The organism is Desulfobulbus propionicus DSM 2032 (genome assembly GCF_000186885.1).
GTDB lineage: Bacteria > Desulfobacterota > Desulfobulbia > Desulfobulbales > Desulfobulbaceae > Desulfobulbus > Desulfobulbus propionicus.
The window spans coordinates 1,284,904-1,300,574 of the sequence record NC_014972.1; the positions used below are offsets into that span (position 1 = coordinate 1,284,904).

A 15,671-nucleotide genomic window follows, 5' to 3' on the forward strand; every position below is an offset into this window, starting at 1 on the left:
GCGCATGGCCAGGATCGGGAGAGGATCAGATCTTGAACACACCCACCAGCCGGTTCAGTTCGCGCGCCAACTGGAGCATGTTGTCGGCGCTGGTTTTGGTGTCTTCGCTGCTCTTGGAAATCTCGCTGACCGCGTGGTGCACCTGGGCGATATCCTGGGTGATGGCGTTGGCCACCAGCGAACTCTGACTGACATTCACGTTGACCTCCTGGAGTCCCTGGCTGGCCTGTTCGATGTTCTTGGCGATCTCCTCGGTGGCGGCGGATTGCTGGGTCACCGCCGAGGCGATGGTGGCCACGATGGCGTTGACGTTGTTGATCACCCCGGTGATGTCCTTGATTTCTTTCACGGTTTCGCCGGTGGTTCCCTGAACGCCCTCGATCTGCTGTTTGATGTCCAGGGTGGCGGCTGCGGTCTGTTTGGCCAGCTCCTTGATTTCGTTGGCCACCACCGCGAATCCCTTGCCCGCCTCGCCGGCCCGGGCCGCCTCGATGGTGGCGTTGAGCGCCAGCAGGTTGGTCTGCTCGGAGATCTCGGTGATCGCCTCGGTGACCTTGTTGATCGCCTGGGCGGCCTGGCCGAGCTCGGTCATTCGGGTCGAGGCCGCCTCGGCCTTCTGCACCGCCTGTTCCGAGATCACCCGCGCCTGTTCGGCATTGCCGGCGATCTCGTTGATGGTGGCATGCATCTCCTCGGCGGCACTCGCCACCATGGCGGTATTGGTCGAGGATTCCTCCATGGCGGCGGCCACATTGGTGAGGTTGGCGTTCATCTCCTCGGCGGCCGCGGCCACGGCGTTGCTGCGCGCCGAACTCTCGCCGGCATTGGCCGACATCTCGTTGGCCACCGTGGCCAGACGGGTAGAGGCACCCTCCACCTCCTTGCCGTTGGCCACCACCCCGCGGATAATCCCTTGCAGCTTTTCGATGAACAGGTTGAATCCCTTGCCCAGTTCACCGATCTCGTCGTTGGCCTTGATGTCCAGCCGCCGGGTCAGATCCCCCTCGCCTTGGGCGATATCCCGCAGATTCGCCACCACCTGATTCAAGCCGCGAACAATGCCGAAGGCCACCAGGAGGATGATCGAAATGATGACCGCGAACACCGTGCCGGCGCTTAGGACCATGGTGATCAGCGAGGAGCGTACCTGGCCGTTCATCTCCGTGCTCAGGGCACCGACATAGGTCTCGATGTTGTCGATGTAGATGCCGGTGCCGATCCACATCTGGGTGCCGGGGATCATCTCGCTGTAGGCCAGCTTGGGCGTATCCTCGTTGCCCGGCGGTTTGGGAAAGACGTACTGGACGAATCCGCCGCCCTTGTTGGCCTGGTTCATCAGCTCGCGCACATAGTAGACGCCGTTTTTATCCTGGTTGGCCCCCAGGTCCTTGCCCTGCTTGTCCTTGGCCGGCGGCAGGACCACGTTGGTGGTGTTCTCGTAGACGAAATAGTAGCCGGATTTGTCGTCCTCAAAACGAATGTCGTCCACCAGGCGGCGGATGGTGTCGATCTGCTGTTGCTTGTCGCTCATGCCCTCGATGGCGTGTCCGAGGGCAACGGCCACCGAATGGGTCGCCACCCGCAGCTTGGCCTTCTGGTCATCGAGCATCACCGCCCCGGTTTTTTCCAGACCCATGTCCCGAACCTGGTGGCTGTTGGTCACGGCAAACCACAGCATCAGGCCGAAGAGGAAGACGATTGAGAGAATGACCAGGTACATCCGGCCTTTGACCGAAAAACGATTGAGCATGCTGCCTCCATTGGGGTGGAATGACGGTTGAACGGTGGGGAAAAGATAAAGGAACATTGTTTGTATATTGCTAAAAATACATGAATGATTTGACCTTTGTCAAATTTGGCCGGTGTTTTTTCATCCTGCGGGAATTTTTTCCGGCCAACGTCGGCAGGGCCGCATTCTTTTTGCCGCGGCTTCCGCATAGGGATTGACAAACACGGTCGGTCCAGTCCTAATGAAGAGGGCCATGGGAATGTTTCCCAGCGGCCACCGACACCGGAGGCGCACCATGAACACGGAAGTGCTGCTCTTCTATAACTTGTTCAACAACCTGGCGATTTTTATCGTCTTGGTCGCCTTGTACGGCTTTGTGCACAAGGCGCTGCTGGGACGCCCTTCAGCCAGGCAGGTGTTGATGGGGCTGTTGTTCGGTCTCGCGACGCTCGGTTGCATGACCATCCGCCTCAATGTGGCCGAAGGGGTTATCGTGGATCAGCGCAACGCCATGATTACCTTGAGCACCCTTTTTGGCGGGCCTGTTTCCGGCTTGATGACCGTGGTCATGGCCGCTGCTCTGCGAATTCACCTGGGCGGGGCCGGAATCGTCAGCGGCATCACCGGCATGCTGCTCGCCTTTACCGCCGGGGCGGTCCTGCGGCTGTGGCCCGGAAAACGCACGGCCCTGTTTTTTGTCTGGGGCTCGTTGTTCGCGACCCTGCTGATTTTGCCCGGTTTCCTGCTGGTGGGGGAGCTGGCCAACGGCTGGGCCCTGCTGAAAAAGATGACCGTGCCCTACGGGCTGGCCATTTTTCTGGGCATCGGCTGTGTCGGTGTACTGCTGCAGCGGGAAGAAAACGGCATAGAGGCGGAACTGCGGCTCAAGCTGTCGGAACGGCGATACCGTCAACTGTACGAGAGCATCGTCGACATCAGTTTTGAGGTGGACCATCGTGGGGTCATTCAGATGGTTTCGCCGTCGGTGGAGACCATTCTTGGCTACCGCCCCTCCGAGGTGATCGGACAGGCCATTGTCGACTTTTACAGTGAGCCCGAGCAGCGAAGCGTGTTTCTTGAAGCGATCCACGGGAATGGGGCGGTGGATAATTTCCAGGTCCAGTTCCGCCGCAAGGGCGGCGGCGATGTCTGGCTGTCGATCAATGCCCACCTTATTTTCGACGATCTGGGAAGACCAACGGGTACCCATGGGATTGCCCGCGATATTTCCAGGATAAAAAAAGCGGAAGAAGAAAAGGCGCTGCTGGAGCGATCGCTTGTCCAGAGCCAGAAAATGGAGGCCATCGGCACGCTCGCTGGCGGGATCGCCCACGATTTCAACAATATCCTCGCCGGCATCATGGGCTATGCCGAGCTCATGCAGCGCGATCTGGCCAGGGCGTCCACCTCGCGGTTCAACGAGTACCTGCGCAACATCCTGTTCGCCTCCGAGCGCGCCCAGCATCTCATCCGCCAGATCCTGGCCTTCAGCCGCCAATCGCCAACGGTGATGCAGCCGGTGCGCATGCGTCAGGTGATCGAGGAAGTGATCCTGCTCATCCGCGCCAGCCTGCCGACCACCATTGCCATTGAAACGCGGCTCCGCTCGGAGAGCTGTGTGATCGCCGACCAGGTGCAGATGCACCAGGTGCTGATGAATTTGTGCACCAACGCCGGTCAGGCGATGAAGCATCAGGGCGGCACGCTGACCATCCGTCTGGACGACGTGGTGCTTGATCAGCAGATCGCCGACTGTCACCAGCGGCTGGAGCCGGGACCGTTTGTGCGCATACAGGTCAGCGATACCGGGCAGGGCATACCGGAGCATATCCGCGACCGCATTTTTGATCCCTTTTTCACCACCAAGCCACAGGGGGAAGGAACGGGGTTGGGGCTGTCCATGGTCCATGGGATCGTCAGCGCCATGAAGGGGTGCATCCTCGTGGAGTCCACCGAGGGGCGGGGCAGTTGCTTCACCCTCTACCTGCCACGAACCGAGGAGGCCGCTGACGAGACGATCCGAACGGGAATCGCCTCATCGGGAACCTGAACGGGCTGCTTCCGGATGACCGACCGCTCCCGGCTTACATCGAACGCCGGTACTGGCCGCCCACCTCGTACAGGGCCTCGGTGATCTGGCCGAGCGAACACACCCGCACCGCGTCGATCAGCTCGCTAAAGACGTTGCCGTTGTTGATGACCGTTTGCTTGAGTTGATCCAGCATTGGGCCGGCAGCCTCCCGGTTGCGATGCTGGAACTCGCGCAGCCGCTTGATCTGCGACTGCTTTTCCTCCTCGGTGGAGCGGGCCAGCTCAATCTCGATCGGCGCTTCTCCCTTGGGATTGCGGAAGGTGTTGACGCCGATGATCGGATAGGAGCCGTCGTGCTTCTTGTGCTCGTAGAAGAGTGATTCCTCCTGGATCTTGCTGCGCTGATAGCCGGTCTCCATGGCGCCGAGTACCCCGCCGCGCGAGGCAATGGCCTCGAATTCCTTGAGCACCGCCTCCTCGACCAGATCGGTCAACTCCTCGATGACAAAGGCTCCCTGATTGGGGTTCTCGTTCATGGCCAGGCCCCACTCGCGGTTGATGATCAGCTGGATGGCCATGGCCCGGCGCACCGATTCCTCGGTGGGGGTGGTGATGGCCTCATCAAAGGCGTTGGTGTGCAGCGAGTTGCAGTTGTCGTAGATGGCGATCAGGGCCTGGAGGGTGGTGCGGATGTCGTTGAAGGCCATCTCCTGGGCGTGCAGGGTGCGGCCCGAGGTCTGGATGTGGTACTTGAGCTTTTGCGAGCGCTCGTTCCCGCCATACTTGTGCTTCATGGCCACGGCCCAGATGCGACGGGCCACCCGGCCAATCACCGAATACTCGGGCTCCATGCCGTTGGAGAAGAAGAAGCTTAAGTTTGGCGCGAACTCGTCGATGTGCATGCCGCGCGCCAGGTAGGCCTCGACATAGGTGAAGCCGTTGGCCAGGGTGAAGGCCAGCTGCGAGATCGGGTTGGCTCCGGCTTCGGCGATGTGGTAGCCGGAGATCGACACCGAGTAGAAGTTGCGCACCCGGTGTTGAACGAAATACTCCTGGATATCGCCCATCATCTTGAGGGCGAATTCGGTCGAGAAGATGCAGGTGTTCTGGCCCTGGTCCTCCTTGAGGATGTCGGCCTGGACCGTGCCGCGCACCGTGGAGAAAACCTGGGCGCGAAGGGCGGCGGCCTCCTCGGCGGTCGGCTGGCGGCCGTTGTCGGCCACGAACCGGTCGAGCTGTTGATCCAGGGCGGTGTTGAAGAACATCGCCAGGATGATCGGCGCCGGGCCGTTGATGGTCATCGACACCGAGGTCGAGGGCGCGCAGAGGTCAAAACCGCTGTACAGCACCTGCATGTCGTCCAGGGTGGCGATGGACACGCCCGAATTGCCGATCTTGCCGTAGATGTCCGGCCGCTCGTCCGGGTCGCAGCCATACAGGGTCACCGAGTCAAAGGCGGTGGACAGGCGGATGGCCGGCATGCCCTCGCTGACCTGCTTGAAGCGGCGGTTGGTGCGGAAGGGGTCGCCCTCGCCGGCGAACATCCGCGTCGGGTCCTCGTTTTCCCGCTTGAACGGAAAGACGCCGGCGGTGAAGGGAAACAGGCCGGGCACGTTTTCTTTCATCAGAAAGCGGAGGATTTCGCCTTCGTCCCGGTAGCGCGGCAGGTAGACCTTGCGAATGGTCGAGCCGGAAAGGGAGGTCCGGGTCAGTTTGGTGCGGATCTCCCGGTCGCGGACCCGGATTACATGCTCCTCGCCGCCATACTGCCGGACCAACTCGGGCCAACCGTCGAGCAGCTTCTTGGCGTGAGGATCAATTTCACCTTCTTTCCTGTCAAGCAATTCGTCGAAACTGGTCACCGGTTTGCCGCAGGTCCCGAACAGATCCTTGGCCATGGCGAGAGCCTGGCGTTCGCGCACCTTCTTGGCCTGGCTATCGACATGCGCATGGTAGTGGCGGACACAGTCGGCGATTTCGGCCAGATAGCGGGTCCGTTCTGCCGGAACGATGGCCCGGTCGTCGGAGGCCTTGGGCACGGCGATGTGGGGGAGTTTTCCGGACTTCAGCGCAAGGCCCAGTTCCTGCAAGGCCGGCAGCATGGCCTGGTAGAGGGCGGTGACGCCCTCGTCGTTGAAGCGGGCGGCAATGGTGGGAAAGACCGGCATCTGCTCGGCCGGGGTGGCGAATGCCTCGTGGTTGCGCTGATACTGCTTGCGCACGTCGCGCAGGGCATCCGCAGCCCCGCTGCGGTCGAACTTGTTGATGGCCACGAAGTGGGCGAAATCGAGCATGTCGATCTTCTCCAACTGCGAGGCAGCCCCAAATTCCGGGGTCATCACATAGAGCGAGACATCGACATGGGGGACGATGGCGGCATTGCCCTGGCCGATGCCCGAGGTCTCGACGATGATCAGGTCGAATCCGGACAATTTGCAGGCCGCGATCACCTCGGGTAGGGCGGCGGAGATCTCCGAGCCGGTGTCGCGAGTGGCCAGCGAGCGCATGTAGATGTTTTCGTGCTCGATGGCGTTCATGCGGATGCGGTCGCCGAGCAGGGCGCCGCCGGTACGCTTGCGTGAGGGATCGATGCTGATGATCGCCAGTTTCAGGCGGTCGTCCTGATCGAGGCGGAAGCGCCGCACCAGCTCATCGGTGAGCGAGGACTTGCCGGCGCCGCCGGTGCCGGTGATGCCGAGCACCGGGATGGTCCGTCCGGCCGCTTGTTCCCGGATTGCCTGGGTGAGTGCCGCCGAGGCCTCGCCGTTTTCCAGCACAGTGATCAGCCGGGCGAGCAGCCGCCGGTTGCCGGCTTGGAGTTGGTCAAGCAGCCCAGCTTCATCCGCGGGCAGCGGCGGCAGGTCGACATCTGCCAGCCGCACCACCTCGTTGATCATCCCCTGCAACCCCATCCGCTGGCCGTCCTCCGGGGTGTAGATCCGGCTCACGCCGTAGGCGTGCAGTTCCTCCAGTTCCGCCGCCACGATCACGCCGCCGCCGCCGCCGAACACCCGGATGTTGTCGCCGCCGCCCGCTTTCAGCAAATCGATCATGTATTTGAAAAACTCGACATGGCCGCCTTGGTAGGAGGTGACTGCGATGCCGTGCACGTCCTCCTGGAGAGCGGCGGTGACGATCTCCCGCACCGAACGGTTATGGCCCAGGTGGATGACCTCCACCCCGGTGGCCTGGAGAATGCGGCGCATGATGTTGATGGTGGCGTCGTGGCCGTCGAACAGCGAGGCGGCGGTGACGAAACGGACCTTGTGGGTGGGGATGTCGTGCGCGGTGTGACCGGCGGGGAGGGGCATGGTGGATCTCCTTGTACAGGTTGAGGGGGTATCGGCTGGCAAAATGTCCGCCGACAGATCGACCAAACTTCAGGGAGAACACAAGAAAGTGGGGTGAGAGTAAAATACCCCGCTGAAATGAGCAAAACAAATCGTATGGATTCGTGCGGAAAATTAAGCGGTTCTCTGGTAGGATACCGCCGGTGGCGGCTCGGTTGGACCGAACCGCGTCAACGGCTGGGCGAGACACGAAGAGCGAGGACAACGGTGGCTAGCAACGGCAATCAACAGAATAACGGCGAAACGGTCCGGCTGACCCTGCCCGCAGCGTTTTCCGGCCTCCAGGTACTGCACGCCCGCTTTCGCCGCCAGACCTTTCCCCGCCACAGTCACGAGGGCTATGGCGTCGGGGTGATCGAAGCGGGCGCGCTCGGTTTTTCCTACCGGGGCGAGAATCTGGTGGCCCCGGCCGGCCGGATCAACACGGTCAATCCCGGCGAGGTCCATACTGGCCAGGCTGCGGCCGACCAGGGCTGGACCTACCGGATGTTGTATTTGTCGGCCGCGTGTGTCGAGCGGATGGCCGAGGCGGATCGCCGATCATCCATTACCCCTGCCGCTGCTGACCCGGGGCGTGATCGACGATCCCGAGCTGGCCGGCTTGCTCCGGCACGCCCATGTCCTCCTTGGCGATGGGCACGCGGCGCGGCTTGCACAGGAAACCGCGCTGCTGAACGTATTGGCCCTCCTGCTGGCCCGCCACACCTACGAGCCTCCGGCCATGGCGGCCGCCGGTGCGGAACCGGAGGCGGTCCGGCGGGTGATCGACTATCTCGACGCCCATTGCGGCGAAGATCTGGGCATCGATACCCTGGCCGGTGTGGCCTGCCTCAGCCCCTATCATTTCATCCGCGTCTTTGCCCGCCACACCGGCCTGACTCCCCACGCCTGGCTGATGCAGCATCGCGCCCGCAAGGCGCGGCAACTGCTCGGGCAGGGCGTGGCCATTGCCGATGTGGCCGCCCAAACCGGTTTTGCCGACCAGAGCCACCTCACCAAGACCTTCAAGCGATTCTTCGGTTATACCCCGGGCCAATTACGCAATTGCGTACAAGACGCCTGAGGCCGGGAACGGTACATTCTCCCGCCAACTGTCCACAATCAACCTGGAGGGAGACCACATGACCAACTATGTGCACGGCTATTCGTCCGAGGAGGCGAAGCGGCTCAAGGATCAGGCCACGACCCTGGCCGAGATGCTCTACGGCGATCTCCGTTACCCGGAGGGCGCGCTGGTATTGGAGGCCGGGTGCGGCACCGGCTGCCAGACGGTACATCTTGCCGGGGCCAACCCGCAGACCCGGTTCGTGGCGCTGGATCGGGCCGCCGACTCGTTGCGTATCGCCCAGCAGGCTGTGTTCGCCCATGGGCTGAGCAACGTGTGTTTTGAACGGGGTGATCTCCTGACGCCACCCTTTGCCGCGCAAAGCTTTGACCACGTCTTTGTCTGCTTCGTGCTCGAACACCTCGCCGATCCCGCGGCCGCGCTGCAAGCCCTGCGGCGGCTGCTCAAGCCAGGCGGCACGATCACGGTGATCGAGGGCGATCACGGTTCCTTTTACTGCCATCCGGAAACGGCTCGGGCCCGGCGGACGGTCGCGTGTTTGGTGCGGCTCCAGGCCGCGCTGGGCGGCGACAGCCTGATCGGTCGCCGGCTCCACCCTCTCCTGGATTCGGCGGGCTTTGCCGAGGTGCGGGTCGAGCCGCGCATGGTTTATGTCGACGGTTCCCGGCCGGCGTTGATCGAAGGGTTTGCCCGCAACACCTTCATCGCCATGGTTCGCGGCGTGCGCCGGCAGGCCATCGCCGGCGGCCTGATCGACGCGGCCGACTGGGATGCGGGCGTCCGCGACCTGGAACGGGCCGCCACCCGGGACGGCACCTTTTGCTACACCTTTTTCCGGGCACAGGCCCGCCGGGAGCACCTATTCGGCGGTTGACGAATCCATCGGAACAGTGTCTTCTCGGCGAGCGCGCTGATTGTTGAGGCTACTGTTTCCGCTTGCCGGAAAAACCGTTTCCGCACCACCACCCGACACTGCCATGTTCCGTTTCGTCTGCCTGCTGTTCTTTCTTGGCCCGCTGCTCCTTCTTGCCTGCACCCCAAGTTATTATCGCGGCCCGGCTTCCGATCATTTCGACGGCCAGCGATTCTCCAACCCCGGCAAGCCGATGCACAAAACCTTTTTTCAGGTGCTCAAATGGTACGCCACCCGCGAGCGCCAACCCTGGCCCGAGTACAGCTCCCTGCCGTTCACCGACCATCCGCCCCCGCGGGTGGCGGGCAACGGGCTGCGGGTCGGTTTTGTCGGCCATGTGACCCTGCTCATCCAGACCCAGGGGCTCAACATCCTCACCGATCCGGTCTGGTCGGAGCGGGCCAGCCCCTTCACCTGGATCGGCCCCAAACGGGTCCATCCGCCGGGCATCCGCTTCGAGGACCTGCCGCCGATCGACCTGGTGCTGATCAGCCACAACCACTACGACCACCTCGATCTGGCGACCATCGAACGGCTGTGGCAGCGCGACCGGCCCCGGATCATTGTTCCGCTCGGCAACGATACCCTTATCCGGCAACGGCTCCCCGGGGCATCGGTGGAGGCCCGCGACTGGGGCCAGCAGGTGGTGATTTCCCCCGCGTTGACCGTACATCTCGAACCCATGCACCACTGGTCGGCGCGCAGCCCCTGGGACCGCAACCGCGCCCTCTGGGCCGCCTTTGTCCTCGCCACTCCCGGCGGCAACCTCTATTTCGTTGGGGACAGCGGCTACGGCGATGGCGACAATTTTCGTGCCGCGCGCAACAAATACGGTTCGTTTCGCCTGGCGGTGCTGCCTATTGGTTCCTACGATCCCCGCTGGTTCATGGCCTCGCATCACATGAATCCGGCCGAGGCGGTCCAGGCCTTTGTCGATCTCGGCCGGCCGCCCATGCTGTCCACCCATTACCGGACCTTTCAGTTGGCGGACACCGCCTACGCGACGCCGCTGCACGATCTGCGGGCAGCGATGCAGAGCGCGGCCGTGCCCGAAGACCGCATCCGGCCGCTCATGGCCGGCGAGCATTGGTGGGTGGCGGAAGCCGTGCCCGTCGAGGACGGTGACTGAACGCACCGGAAAAAAGGGGACTGGTGCGGGGATGGAAGGGAATGCGGGGGGAGCGCGGTCAGCGGCGGCGCTGTTTCCGTTGGGCCCGGCGGATGGCGTCGATCAGCACGCCCAGCTCGACGGGCTGGGGCAGGAGATCGAAAACGCCGTTTGCAAGACTGTTCATCGCCGCCAGGGTCGCGCCTTTGCCGGCGAGGACAATGATCTTCAGCTCGGGATGCCGGGTTCTGATCCATCCGAGGAGGTTCAGCCCCTCGCGGTTCCCGGCTTCGAGACCCAAAACCACCACCTCGGGGCGGGAGTGTTCAAGCCAGTCCATGGCGTCGGCGCAGCTGTTGACGGCCGTGGCCGCAAAGCCCCAGGAATTGAGTCGATCGGTGAGGATGGAGGTGAACTCTGCCTCCGGGTCGATGATGAGGATGCTGATGGCGGTCACGGTCAGGTGTCGATTGCGCGCCAAACCGGCGAAGCGCGGCGTGCAGTTGCGCTGGCGGTTCGTGCTGCGGGCTTGGTTCACTTGCTCATGGGCAGGATGGTTCCCGCCTCGAGTTGGCCGGCGATGGCCCGTTGCATGGCCAGAACGTGGGCGCCGATGATGTTGTCGAGGACCTCGATTTTCTTCCACTGGAAAAATTTGTGCAGGTTATCCTCGATTCCGCCGCAGATGACGCAGGTGATCCCTTCCTTGACCACCAGGTCGCAGAGGTCCTCCGCGCTTTTGCGCGGCAGGATGAGGTAACGCGGTTCGCCCCGCAGCCGGGAACGGTCGTATTCGGCGATGACCACCTCGGTGGTGAGGTCGAACCGCGGCGCCACCTGGTCATCCTGCACGGTTATCAACAGTTTCATGCGATTCTCTTGCCGGTCATTGCTGTTCAGGGCGGGGAGGGCCTCCCCCCTCCCGATGCTGTCGGGGAGAGAGGAGGCCAGGGGGATCAGTGGAACATGTTGTACTGCACGATATAGCAGACAATGCCTGCAAAATAGCCAAGCAGGGCCAGCGGTCCGATACGGCGGGCATACCAGAAGAATTCGATCTTCTCCAGGCCCATGGCGGCCACGCCGGCGGCCGAGCCGATGATCAGGATGGAACCGCCGGTTCCGGCGCAGTAGGCCATGAACTCCCAGATAAAGGAGTCGGTGGGGAACTGGGCCAGGGGGTACATACCCATGGAGGCGGCCACCAGCGGGATGTTGTCGACCACCGCCGAGACCAGGCCAATGATGATGACGATGATCGACTGGTTGCCGATCATCGAATCCAGCCATTTGGCCAAGGCCGGGAGCATGCCGTTGGCCGACAGGGTGGCCACGGCCAGCAGGATACCGATGAAGAACACCGCCGAGGCCATGTCAATCCGGCGCAGGGCCTGGGTCAGGCGCAGATGCTCTCGTTCTTCCTCCGGTTTGTTGCGGTGGAGGATGTTGCCCACCAACCAGAGAACACCGAGAGAGAGCAGGATACCCAGGTACGGCGGCAGATGGGTGACCGCCTTGAAAATGGGCACAAAAATCAGGCTGCCCACGCCCATGAAGAACATCAGATTTTTCTCGAATTGACTGGTGGTTGAATTGCCGTTCGTTACCTGATCCGGCGGCACCACATTACCCTTGAGGAAAAAAGAGGCAAGGGCCACCGGAATGATCATGTTGACCAGGGAGGGGATGATCAGTCCTTGCATGATGTTGCCGGTGGTGATTTGGCCGCCGATCCACAGCATGGTGGTGGTGACGTCGCCGATCGGCGTCCAGGCGCCGCCGGCATTGGCGGCGATGACGATGATCCCGGCAAAGAACAACCGCTGCTTGTGGTCCTTGAGGATCCGTTTCATCAGGGCCACCATGACGATGGTGGTGGTCATGTTGTCGAGGATCGAGGAGAGGAAAAAGGCGATGAAACCGATGATCCACAGCAGGCTGGAAAGTTTGGTGGCCTTGATCCGGCTGGTGATGACCTCGAAGCCGCCGTGGCTGTCGGTGACCTCGACGATGGTCATGGCACCGATGAGAAAGAAGACGATGGCCGCGGTTTCGGCCAGCTTTTCGGTCAACTGCTCGATAACGCCATGCACGCCCAGGGGGCTGGCGAACGAGTAGAGGGTCCACATCACGCCGGCGGCGATCAGGGCCACGGCGGATTTATTGATTTTCAGGGGGTGCTCCAACGCGATACTCGCGTAGGCCAGCACAAAGACTACGGCAACAAGGGACATCATGGGATGCGCACTCCTTTTATGACTGCCCGGCAGTCGTGAAATTCATTGGATGGAAGGCAGGGCCAGCGGTTCGATGCGCCGGAGGCGAGCCGCCGTTGCCGGCGGCCCGCGTTGTCCGGCCGCGGCCCTCCCGTGAACAGGTTTGGGGTTCTGGGGTTATTGCGCCGCGGCGAACACCTCCATGCCCATCATCGGCCAGACAAAGGCCACGAATCCCCACAGCACCACCATCAGGATGAGGCTGGCCATGACGCCGTACTTGAGGAACTCGCCGGTGGTGAATTGCTTGGAGTTGTAGGCAATGGCGTTGGGGGCCGCGCCGATCAGAAGGATGAACGGCATGCCGGCGGTGGCCAGGGCCGAGAAGAGGATGACCTGCGGGCCAACCCCCAGATAGGGAGCGATGACCAGGGCCACCGGCAGGCTGATGGCGATCGCCGCCACGTTCATGATGAAGTTGGTCATGACGAGGACAAAGAAGGCCATGCCGAGAATGAAGACCACGGCCGGGGCCTGCTGGAACAGGACCAGCCAGTTGACCGCCAGCCACTTGGCCGCGCCGGTCTGCCACAGACAGAAACCAATGGACATGGCGCCGGCAAAGAGCAGGACGATGTTCCAGGGGATCTCTTCCAGGTCCTCGATGTTGAGGATGTTGAACACGAAGAAGGCGATGGTCGAACAGAGGAGGATGCCGGTCTTGTCAAGGACGTCCAGGGCCGGCAGCAGACTCTTGAGCGCGATCATGACCACGGCGATGCAAATGATGATCGCGGCCGTGATTTCGTTGCGGGTCATGCCGCCCAGCTCCTTGTACATGCGGGTGGCTTTTTCCTTCAACCCCGGGATGCGGTCTTTTTCCGGTTTGAGAAAGACCATGAAGAAGCCCCAAAGGATAAAGGTCATGATCCAGCCCAAGGGCGCCATGTAATAGGTCAGGTCCATGGGGGTCAGTTCCATGCCGGTCATGTCCTTGTAGAAGGCCAGGGCCACGGCGGCGCGGGCCGAACCGAGCAGGGTGATGATCGAACCGGCGCCGGCCACATAGGCCATGCCGATGAACATCGCCTTGCCGAACTTGGTCGGCTTGGTGTCGGTGGTGTACATGGCGTAAATGGCCATCAACAGCGGAAACATGGTGGCGGCCACCGCGGTATGGGCCATGACGTGGGTCAGGGCCACGGTCATGAGGAAGCAGCCGAGCATAATAAGAGAAGTCTTCTCGCCGATGATGGAGAGCATCTTGTAGGCGATCCGGCGGGTGAGCCCGGTCTTGGTGAACACCATGCCGATGACCACCGAGCCAAAGATGAACAGCACCGAGGGGTCCATGAAGTCCTTGAAGGCCTCGGCTGGTTTGCGGATGAGGAACAAGGCTTGCAAGGTGCCGATCAACAGGCTGGTGACGCCGATCGGCACCACCTCGAAGATCCACCAGGTGGCGGCCACGGCAAACACCGCCAGCGCGCCCTTGGCCTGCTTGGTGAGGACGAAATGCTCGCCCTTGGGATCAATGGCGTCCGGCCAGGCGGGGCAGTAATAGATAATGGCGAACAGGGCCAGGCCGAGGAGCAGGAACAGAGCGCGCTTCCAGTCGAACGGCGTCTTGGTCTCCGGAAGTTCTTGTACGGTTGCGGACATGTCGATACCTTTTATCGAGAGATTGCGATTGAAAGACTCACAGCGAACAGCTGGAGGCCAGGTTTTTGAACAGATCGATCAGCCGGATGACGCCGATCACCGCATTGCCTTCCACCACCGGCAGGCAGTTCTGGTTTTCGGTCATCATGATCTCGGCGGCATGGAGCGGATGCGTGTCGGCCTTGATCGACTTGAGCGGCGGGGTCATGTACTGGCTGACCGGCAACGCTCCCTGGCGCTTGCACTCGGTCTGGAAGCTGTCCTCGAGCAGGATGGCCAGGTCGGTGAACTTCTCCTGCTTGCCGGCGAAGATCGGCTTCTGGCCGCCGTCGAACAGGGTCGGGAAATAACAGGTGAGGATGGAGCGGATGGTCAGGCGGCCGACGTATTGGTTCTGGCTGTTGACCACCAGCAATTCGTCATACAGCAGCTTGCCGGAACCGTTGACGGTGTGGGAAAAGAGCTGGGCCACGGCGCTGTGCACCGGTTCCTCGCTGCTCAGGTGGGGAAATGCGTCCAGGGGGACGATCAGGTCTTTGACAACTGTGTTGCTCATGCCGTTCTCCTTGTGCGGTATAGGGCCGGTGGCTTACCAGCTCTTGCTCTTGATGATCTTGCGCAGCTCTTCCTGGGACTGCTTCTGCAGCACCAGCATTTTCTTGCTCTTGGCCTCGCCGATCTTGTCCATCAGCTCGCTCAGTTCCACCGGCTTCTGGAGGAAATCGCCGGCGCCGAGCTTCATCGCCTCCACCCCGCTTTGCACCGAGGCCTGGCCGGTGAGCATGATGATCTCGGCGTTGGGATTGTCGGCCTTGATCCGTTTGAGGGTTTCCAGGCCGTCGATGCCGGGCATGGCCAGATCGACGATGATGGCGTCGTAGTCCTGCTGCTTGGCCTCGGTCACCGCCTGCTCGCCGCTGGTCACGGCGCTGACCTTGAGGCCCCGCATCTCCAGGCGGCTGGACAGCGTTTCAAGAAAATCCTGCTCGTCGTCCACCAGCAGAACCTTGGCCTCCATTTCCTTTTCCATATCCTTCTCCTTTGCGGTGCTGTTCACAATCAATGGGTCCGCTTCCGCCGATGTCCCGATGGCATGGGCTTGTCCGGGGCATGAACAAAAGCGTCGGTTTCAGGTTTTGGGGGTAAGCAGGAGGCGTGCCAGCACCGATATTTTTAATTTTTAAACTGTAACTAACAGTATTTTTGATTTTTTAAATAAATATTAGTGGAACAGGGGAGAAGTCCCGGGTTGAAACGCGTCAATTTGTTTCATGTTGAAACAGATTGACGTGTTGAGAGTTCCATTGTGTTTCATTTTGATCTATCGTGTGCCGATTTTTCAATGGAGAATGCGGGCGTCGTGGTCGCCGGGAGGGGAGGGGGAACGTCATCTGGGTGTGTCGATGCCCATGGCCAGGGCTCGTTCCCGCATGCGACAGCACACCTTGGCGGCAGTTGGTGTGTGCTGTCGACGAGGTCGTGTCTGCATATTGAAACGGGAAGGAGGAGAGGCGGTGGGCGGGATTTTCGCGTCCCGGGAAGCGGTGCAGGGAAAGCGCGGGTGGGTCGGGGGCTGGCGGCGTGGCACGCGGTCAG

At 61.8% G+C, this 15,671-nt stretch carries 12 protein-coding genes and 1 pseudogene; 5 read left to right on the forward strand and 8 right to left on the reverse strand.

Translation table 11 applies throughout. The features are described from left to right. Window positions 1-25 precede the first annotated feature (25 nt). On the reverse strand, window positions 26-1,750 hold the full coding sequence (locus tag DESPR_RS05665; protein WP_015723856.1) for a methyl-accepting chemotaxis protein: 1,725 nt from the start codon (window positions 1,748-1,750) through the stop codon (window positions 26-28). Window positions 1,751-2,024: 274 nt separating this feature from the next. Between DESPR_RS05665 and DESPR_RS17110 the strand changes: the two genes are divergently transcribed. After that, entirely contained in the window at window positions 2,025-3,779 is a 1,755-nt protein-coding gene (locus DESPR_RS17110) for an ATP-binding protein (RefSeq protein WP_015723857.1), read from the forward strand. 34 nt (window positions 3,780-3,813) lie between these two features. Here DESPR_RS17110 and icmF read toward each other — a convergent pair whose 3' ends face one another. Further along, a complete protein-coding gene (icmF, locus tag DESPR_RS05675) occupies window positions 3,814-7,071 on the reverse strand; it encodes a fused isobutyryl-CoA mutase/GTPase IcmF (protein ID WP_015723858.1) in 3,258 nt (1,085 codons plus the stop codon). Between the two features lie 135 nt (window positions 7,072-7,206). Here icmF and DESPR_RS19275 point away from each other — a divergent pair. From DESPR_RS19275 to DESPR_RS05690, 4 genes and pseudogenes are all read left to right on the forward strand, one after another. Further along, window positions 7,207-7,578, forward strand: a pseudogene (locus tag DESPR_RS19275) (AraC family ligand binding domain-containing protein); the annotation flags it as partial. 40 nt (window positions 7,579-7,618) lie between these two features. Next, entirely contained in the window at window positions 7,619-8,173 is a 555-nt protein-coding gene (locus tag DESPR_RS05680) for a helix-turn-helix domain-containing protein (protein WP_052302066.1), read from the forward strand. 58 nt (window positions 8,174-8,231) lie between these two features. Continuing rightward, a complete protein-coding gene (locus DESPR_RS05685; protein ID WP_015723859.1) occupies window positions 8,232-9,050 on the forward strand; it encodes a methyltransferase domain-containing protein in 819 nt (272 codons plus the stop codon). 103 nt (window positions 9,051-9,153) lie between these two features. Next, on the forward strand, window positions 9,154-10,218 hold the full coding sequence (locus DESPR_RS05690; protein ID WP_015723860.1) for an MBL fold metallo-hydrolase: 1,065 nt from the start codon (window positions 9,154-9,156) through the stop codon (window positions 10,216-10,218). A gap of 58 nt (window positions 10,219-10,276) precedes the next feature. On the opposite strand, the gene DESPR_RS05695 is transcribed toward DESPR_RS05690, so the two are convergent. From DESPR_RS05695 to DESPR_RS05720, 6 genes are all read right to left on the reverse strand, one after another. Further along, window positions 10,277-10,735 carry a response regulator gene (locus DESPR_RS05695; RefSeq protein WP_015723861.1) on the reverse strand — a complete coding sequence of 153 codons (459 nt, stop codon included), beginning with the start codon at window positions 10,733-10,735 and terminating at the stop codon, window positions 10,277-10,279. Further along, on the reverse strand, window positions 10,732-11,067 hold the full coding sequence (locus DESPR_RS05700; RefSeq protein WP_015723862.1) for a NifB/NifX family molybdenum-iron cluster-binding protein: 336 nt from the start codon (window positions 11,065-11,067) through the stop codon (window positions 10,732-10,734). Before DESPR_RS05700 ends, DESPR_RS05695 begins: the two co-directional genes overlap by 4 nt. A gap of 86 nt (window positions 11,068-11,153) precedes the next feature. Then, complete coding sequence (gene nhaD, locus DESPR_RS05705; RefSeq protein ID WP_015723863.1) at window positions 11,154-12,434, reverse strand: sodium:proton antiporter NhaD; 1,281 nt, start codon at window positions 12,432-12,434, stop codon at window positions 11,154-11,156. A 156-nt stretch (window positions 12,435-12,590) separates the two neighbouring features. Next, window positions 12,591-14,075 carry an SLC13 family permease gene (locus DESPR_RS05710; RefSeq protein WP_015723864.1) on the reverse strand — a complete coding sequence of 495 codons (1,485 nt, stop codon included), beginning with the start codon at window positions 14,073-14,075 and terminating at the stop codon, window positions 12,591-12,593. A gap of 37 nt (window positions 14,076-14,112) precedes the next feature. Beyond that, entirely contained in the window at window positions 14,113-14,631 is a 519-nt protein-coding gene (locus tag DESPR_RS17120) for a CBS domain-containing protein (protein ID WP_015723865.1), read from the reverse strand. A gap of 33 nt (window positions 14,632-14,664) precedes the next feature. Then, window positions 14,665-15,105, reverse strand: a complete 441-nt coding sequence (locus DESPR_RS05720; protein WP_015723218.1) for a response regulator — start codon at window positions 15,103-15,105, stop codon at window positions 14,665-14,667. Between the last annotated feature and the right edge of the window lie 566 nt (window positions 15,106-15,671).

Excerpts from the sequence above, each read along its gene's own strand:
- DESPR_RS05665 (WP_015723856.1), bottom strand. The coding sequence starts at position 1,750 with ATGCTCAATCGTTTTTCGGTCAAAGGCCGGATGTACCTGGTCATTCTC.
- DESPR_RS17110 (WP_015723857.1), top strand. The coding sequence starts at position 2,025 with ATGAACACGGAAGTGCTGCTCTTCTATAACTTGTTCAACAACCTGGCG.
- icmF (WP_015723858.1), bottom strand. The coding sequence starts at position 7,071 with ATGCCCCTCCCCGCCGGTCACACCGCGCACGACATCCCCACCCACAAG.
- DESPR_RS05685 (WP_015723859.1), top strand. The coding sequence starts at position 8,232 with ATGACCAACTATGTGCACGGCTATTCGTCCGAGGAGGCGAAGCGGCTC.
- DESPR_RS05690 (WP_015723860.1), top strand. The coding sequence starts at position 9,154 with ATGTTCCGTTTCGTCTGCCTGCTGTTCTTTCTTGGCCCGCTGCTCCTT.
- DESPR_RS05700 (WP_015723862.1), bottom strand. The coding sequence starts at position 11,067 with ATGAAACTGTTGATAACCGTGCAGGATGACCAGGTGGCGCCGCGGTTC.
- nhaD (WP_015723863.1), bottom strand. The coding sequence starts at position 12,434 with ATGATGTCCCTTGTTGCCGTAGTCTTTGTGCTGGCCTACGCGAGTATC.
- DESPR_RS05710 (WP_015723864.1), bottom strand. The coding sequence starts at position 14,075 with ATGTCCGCAACCGTACAAGAACTTCCGGAGACCAAGACGCCGTTCGAC.
- DESPR_RS17120 (WP_015723865.1), bottom strand. The coding sequence starts at position 14,631 with ATGAGCAACACAGTTGTCAAAGACCTGATCGTCCCCCTGGACGCATTT.
- DESPR_RS05720 (WP_015723218.1), bottom strand. The coding sequence starts at position 15,105 with ATGGAAAAGGAAATGGAGGCCAAGGTTCTGCTGGTGGACGACGAGCAG.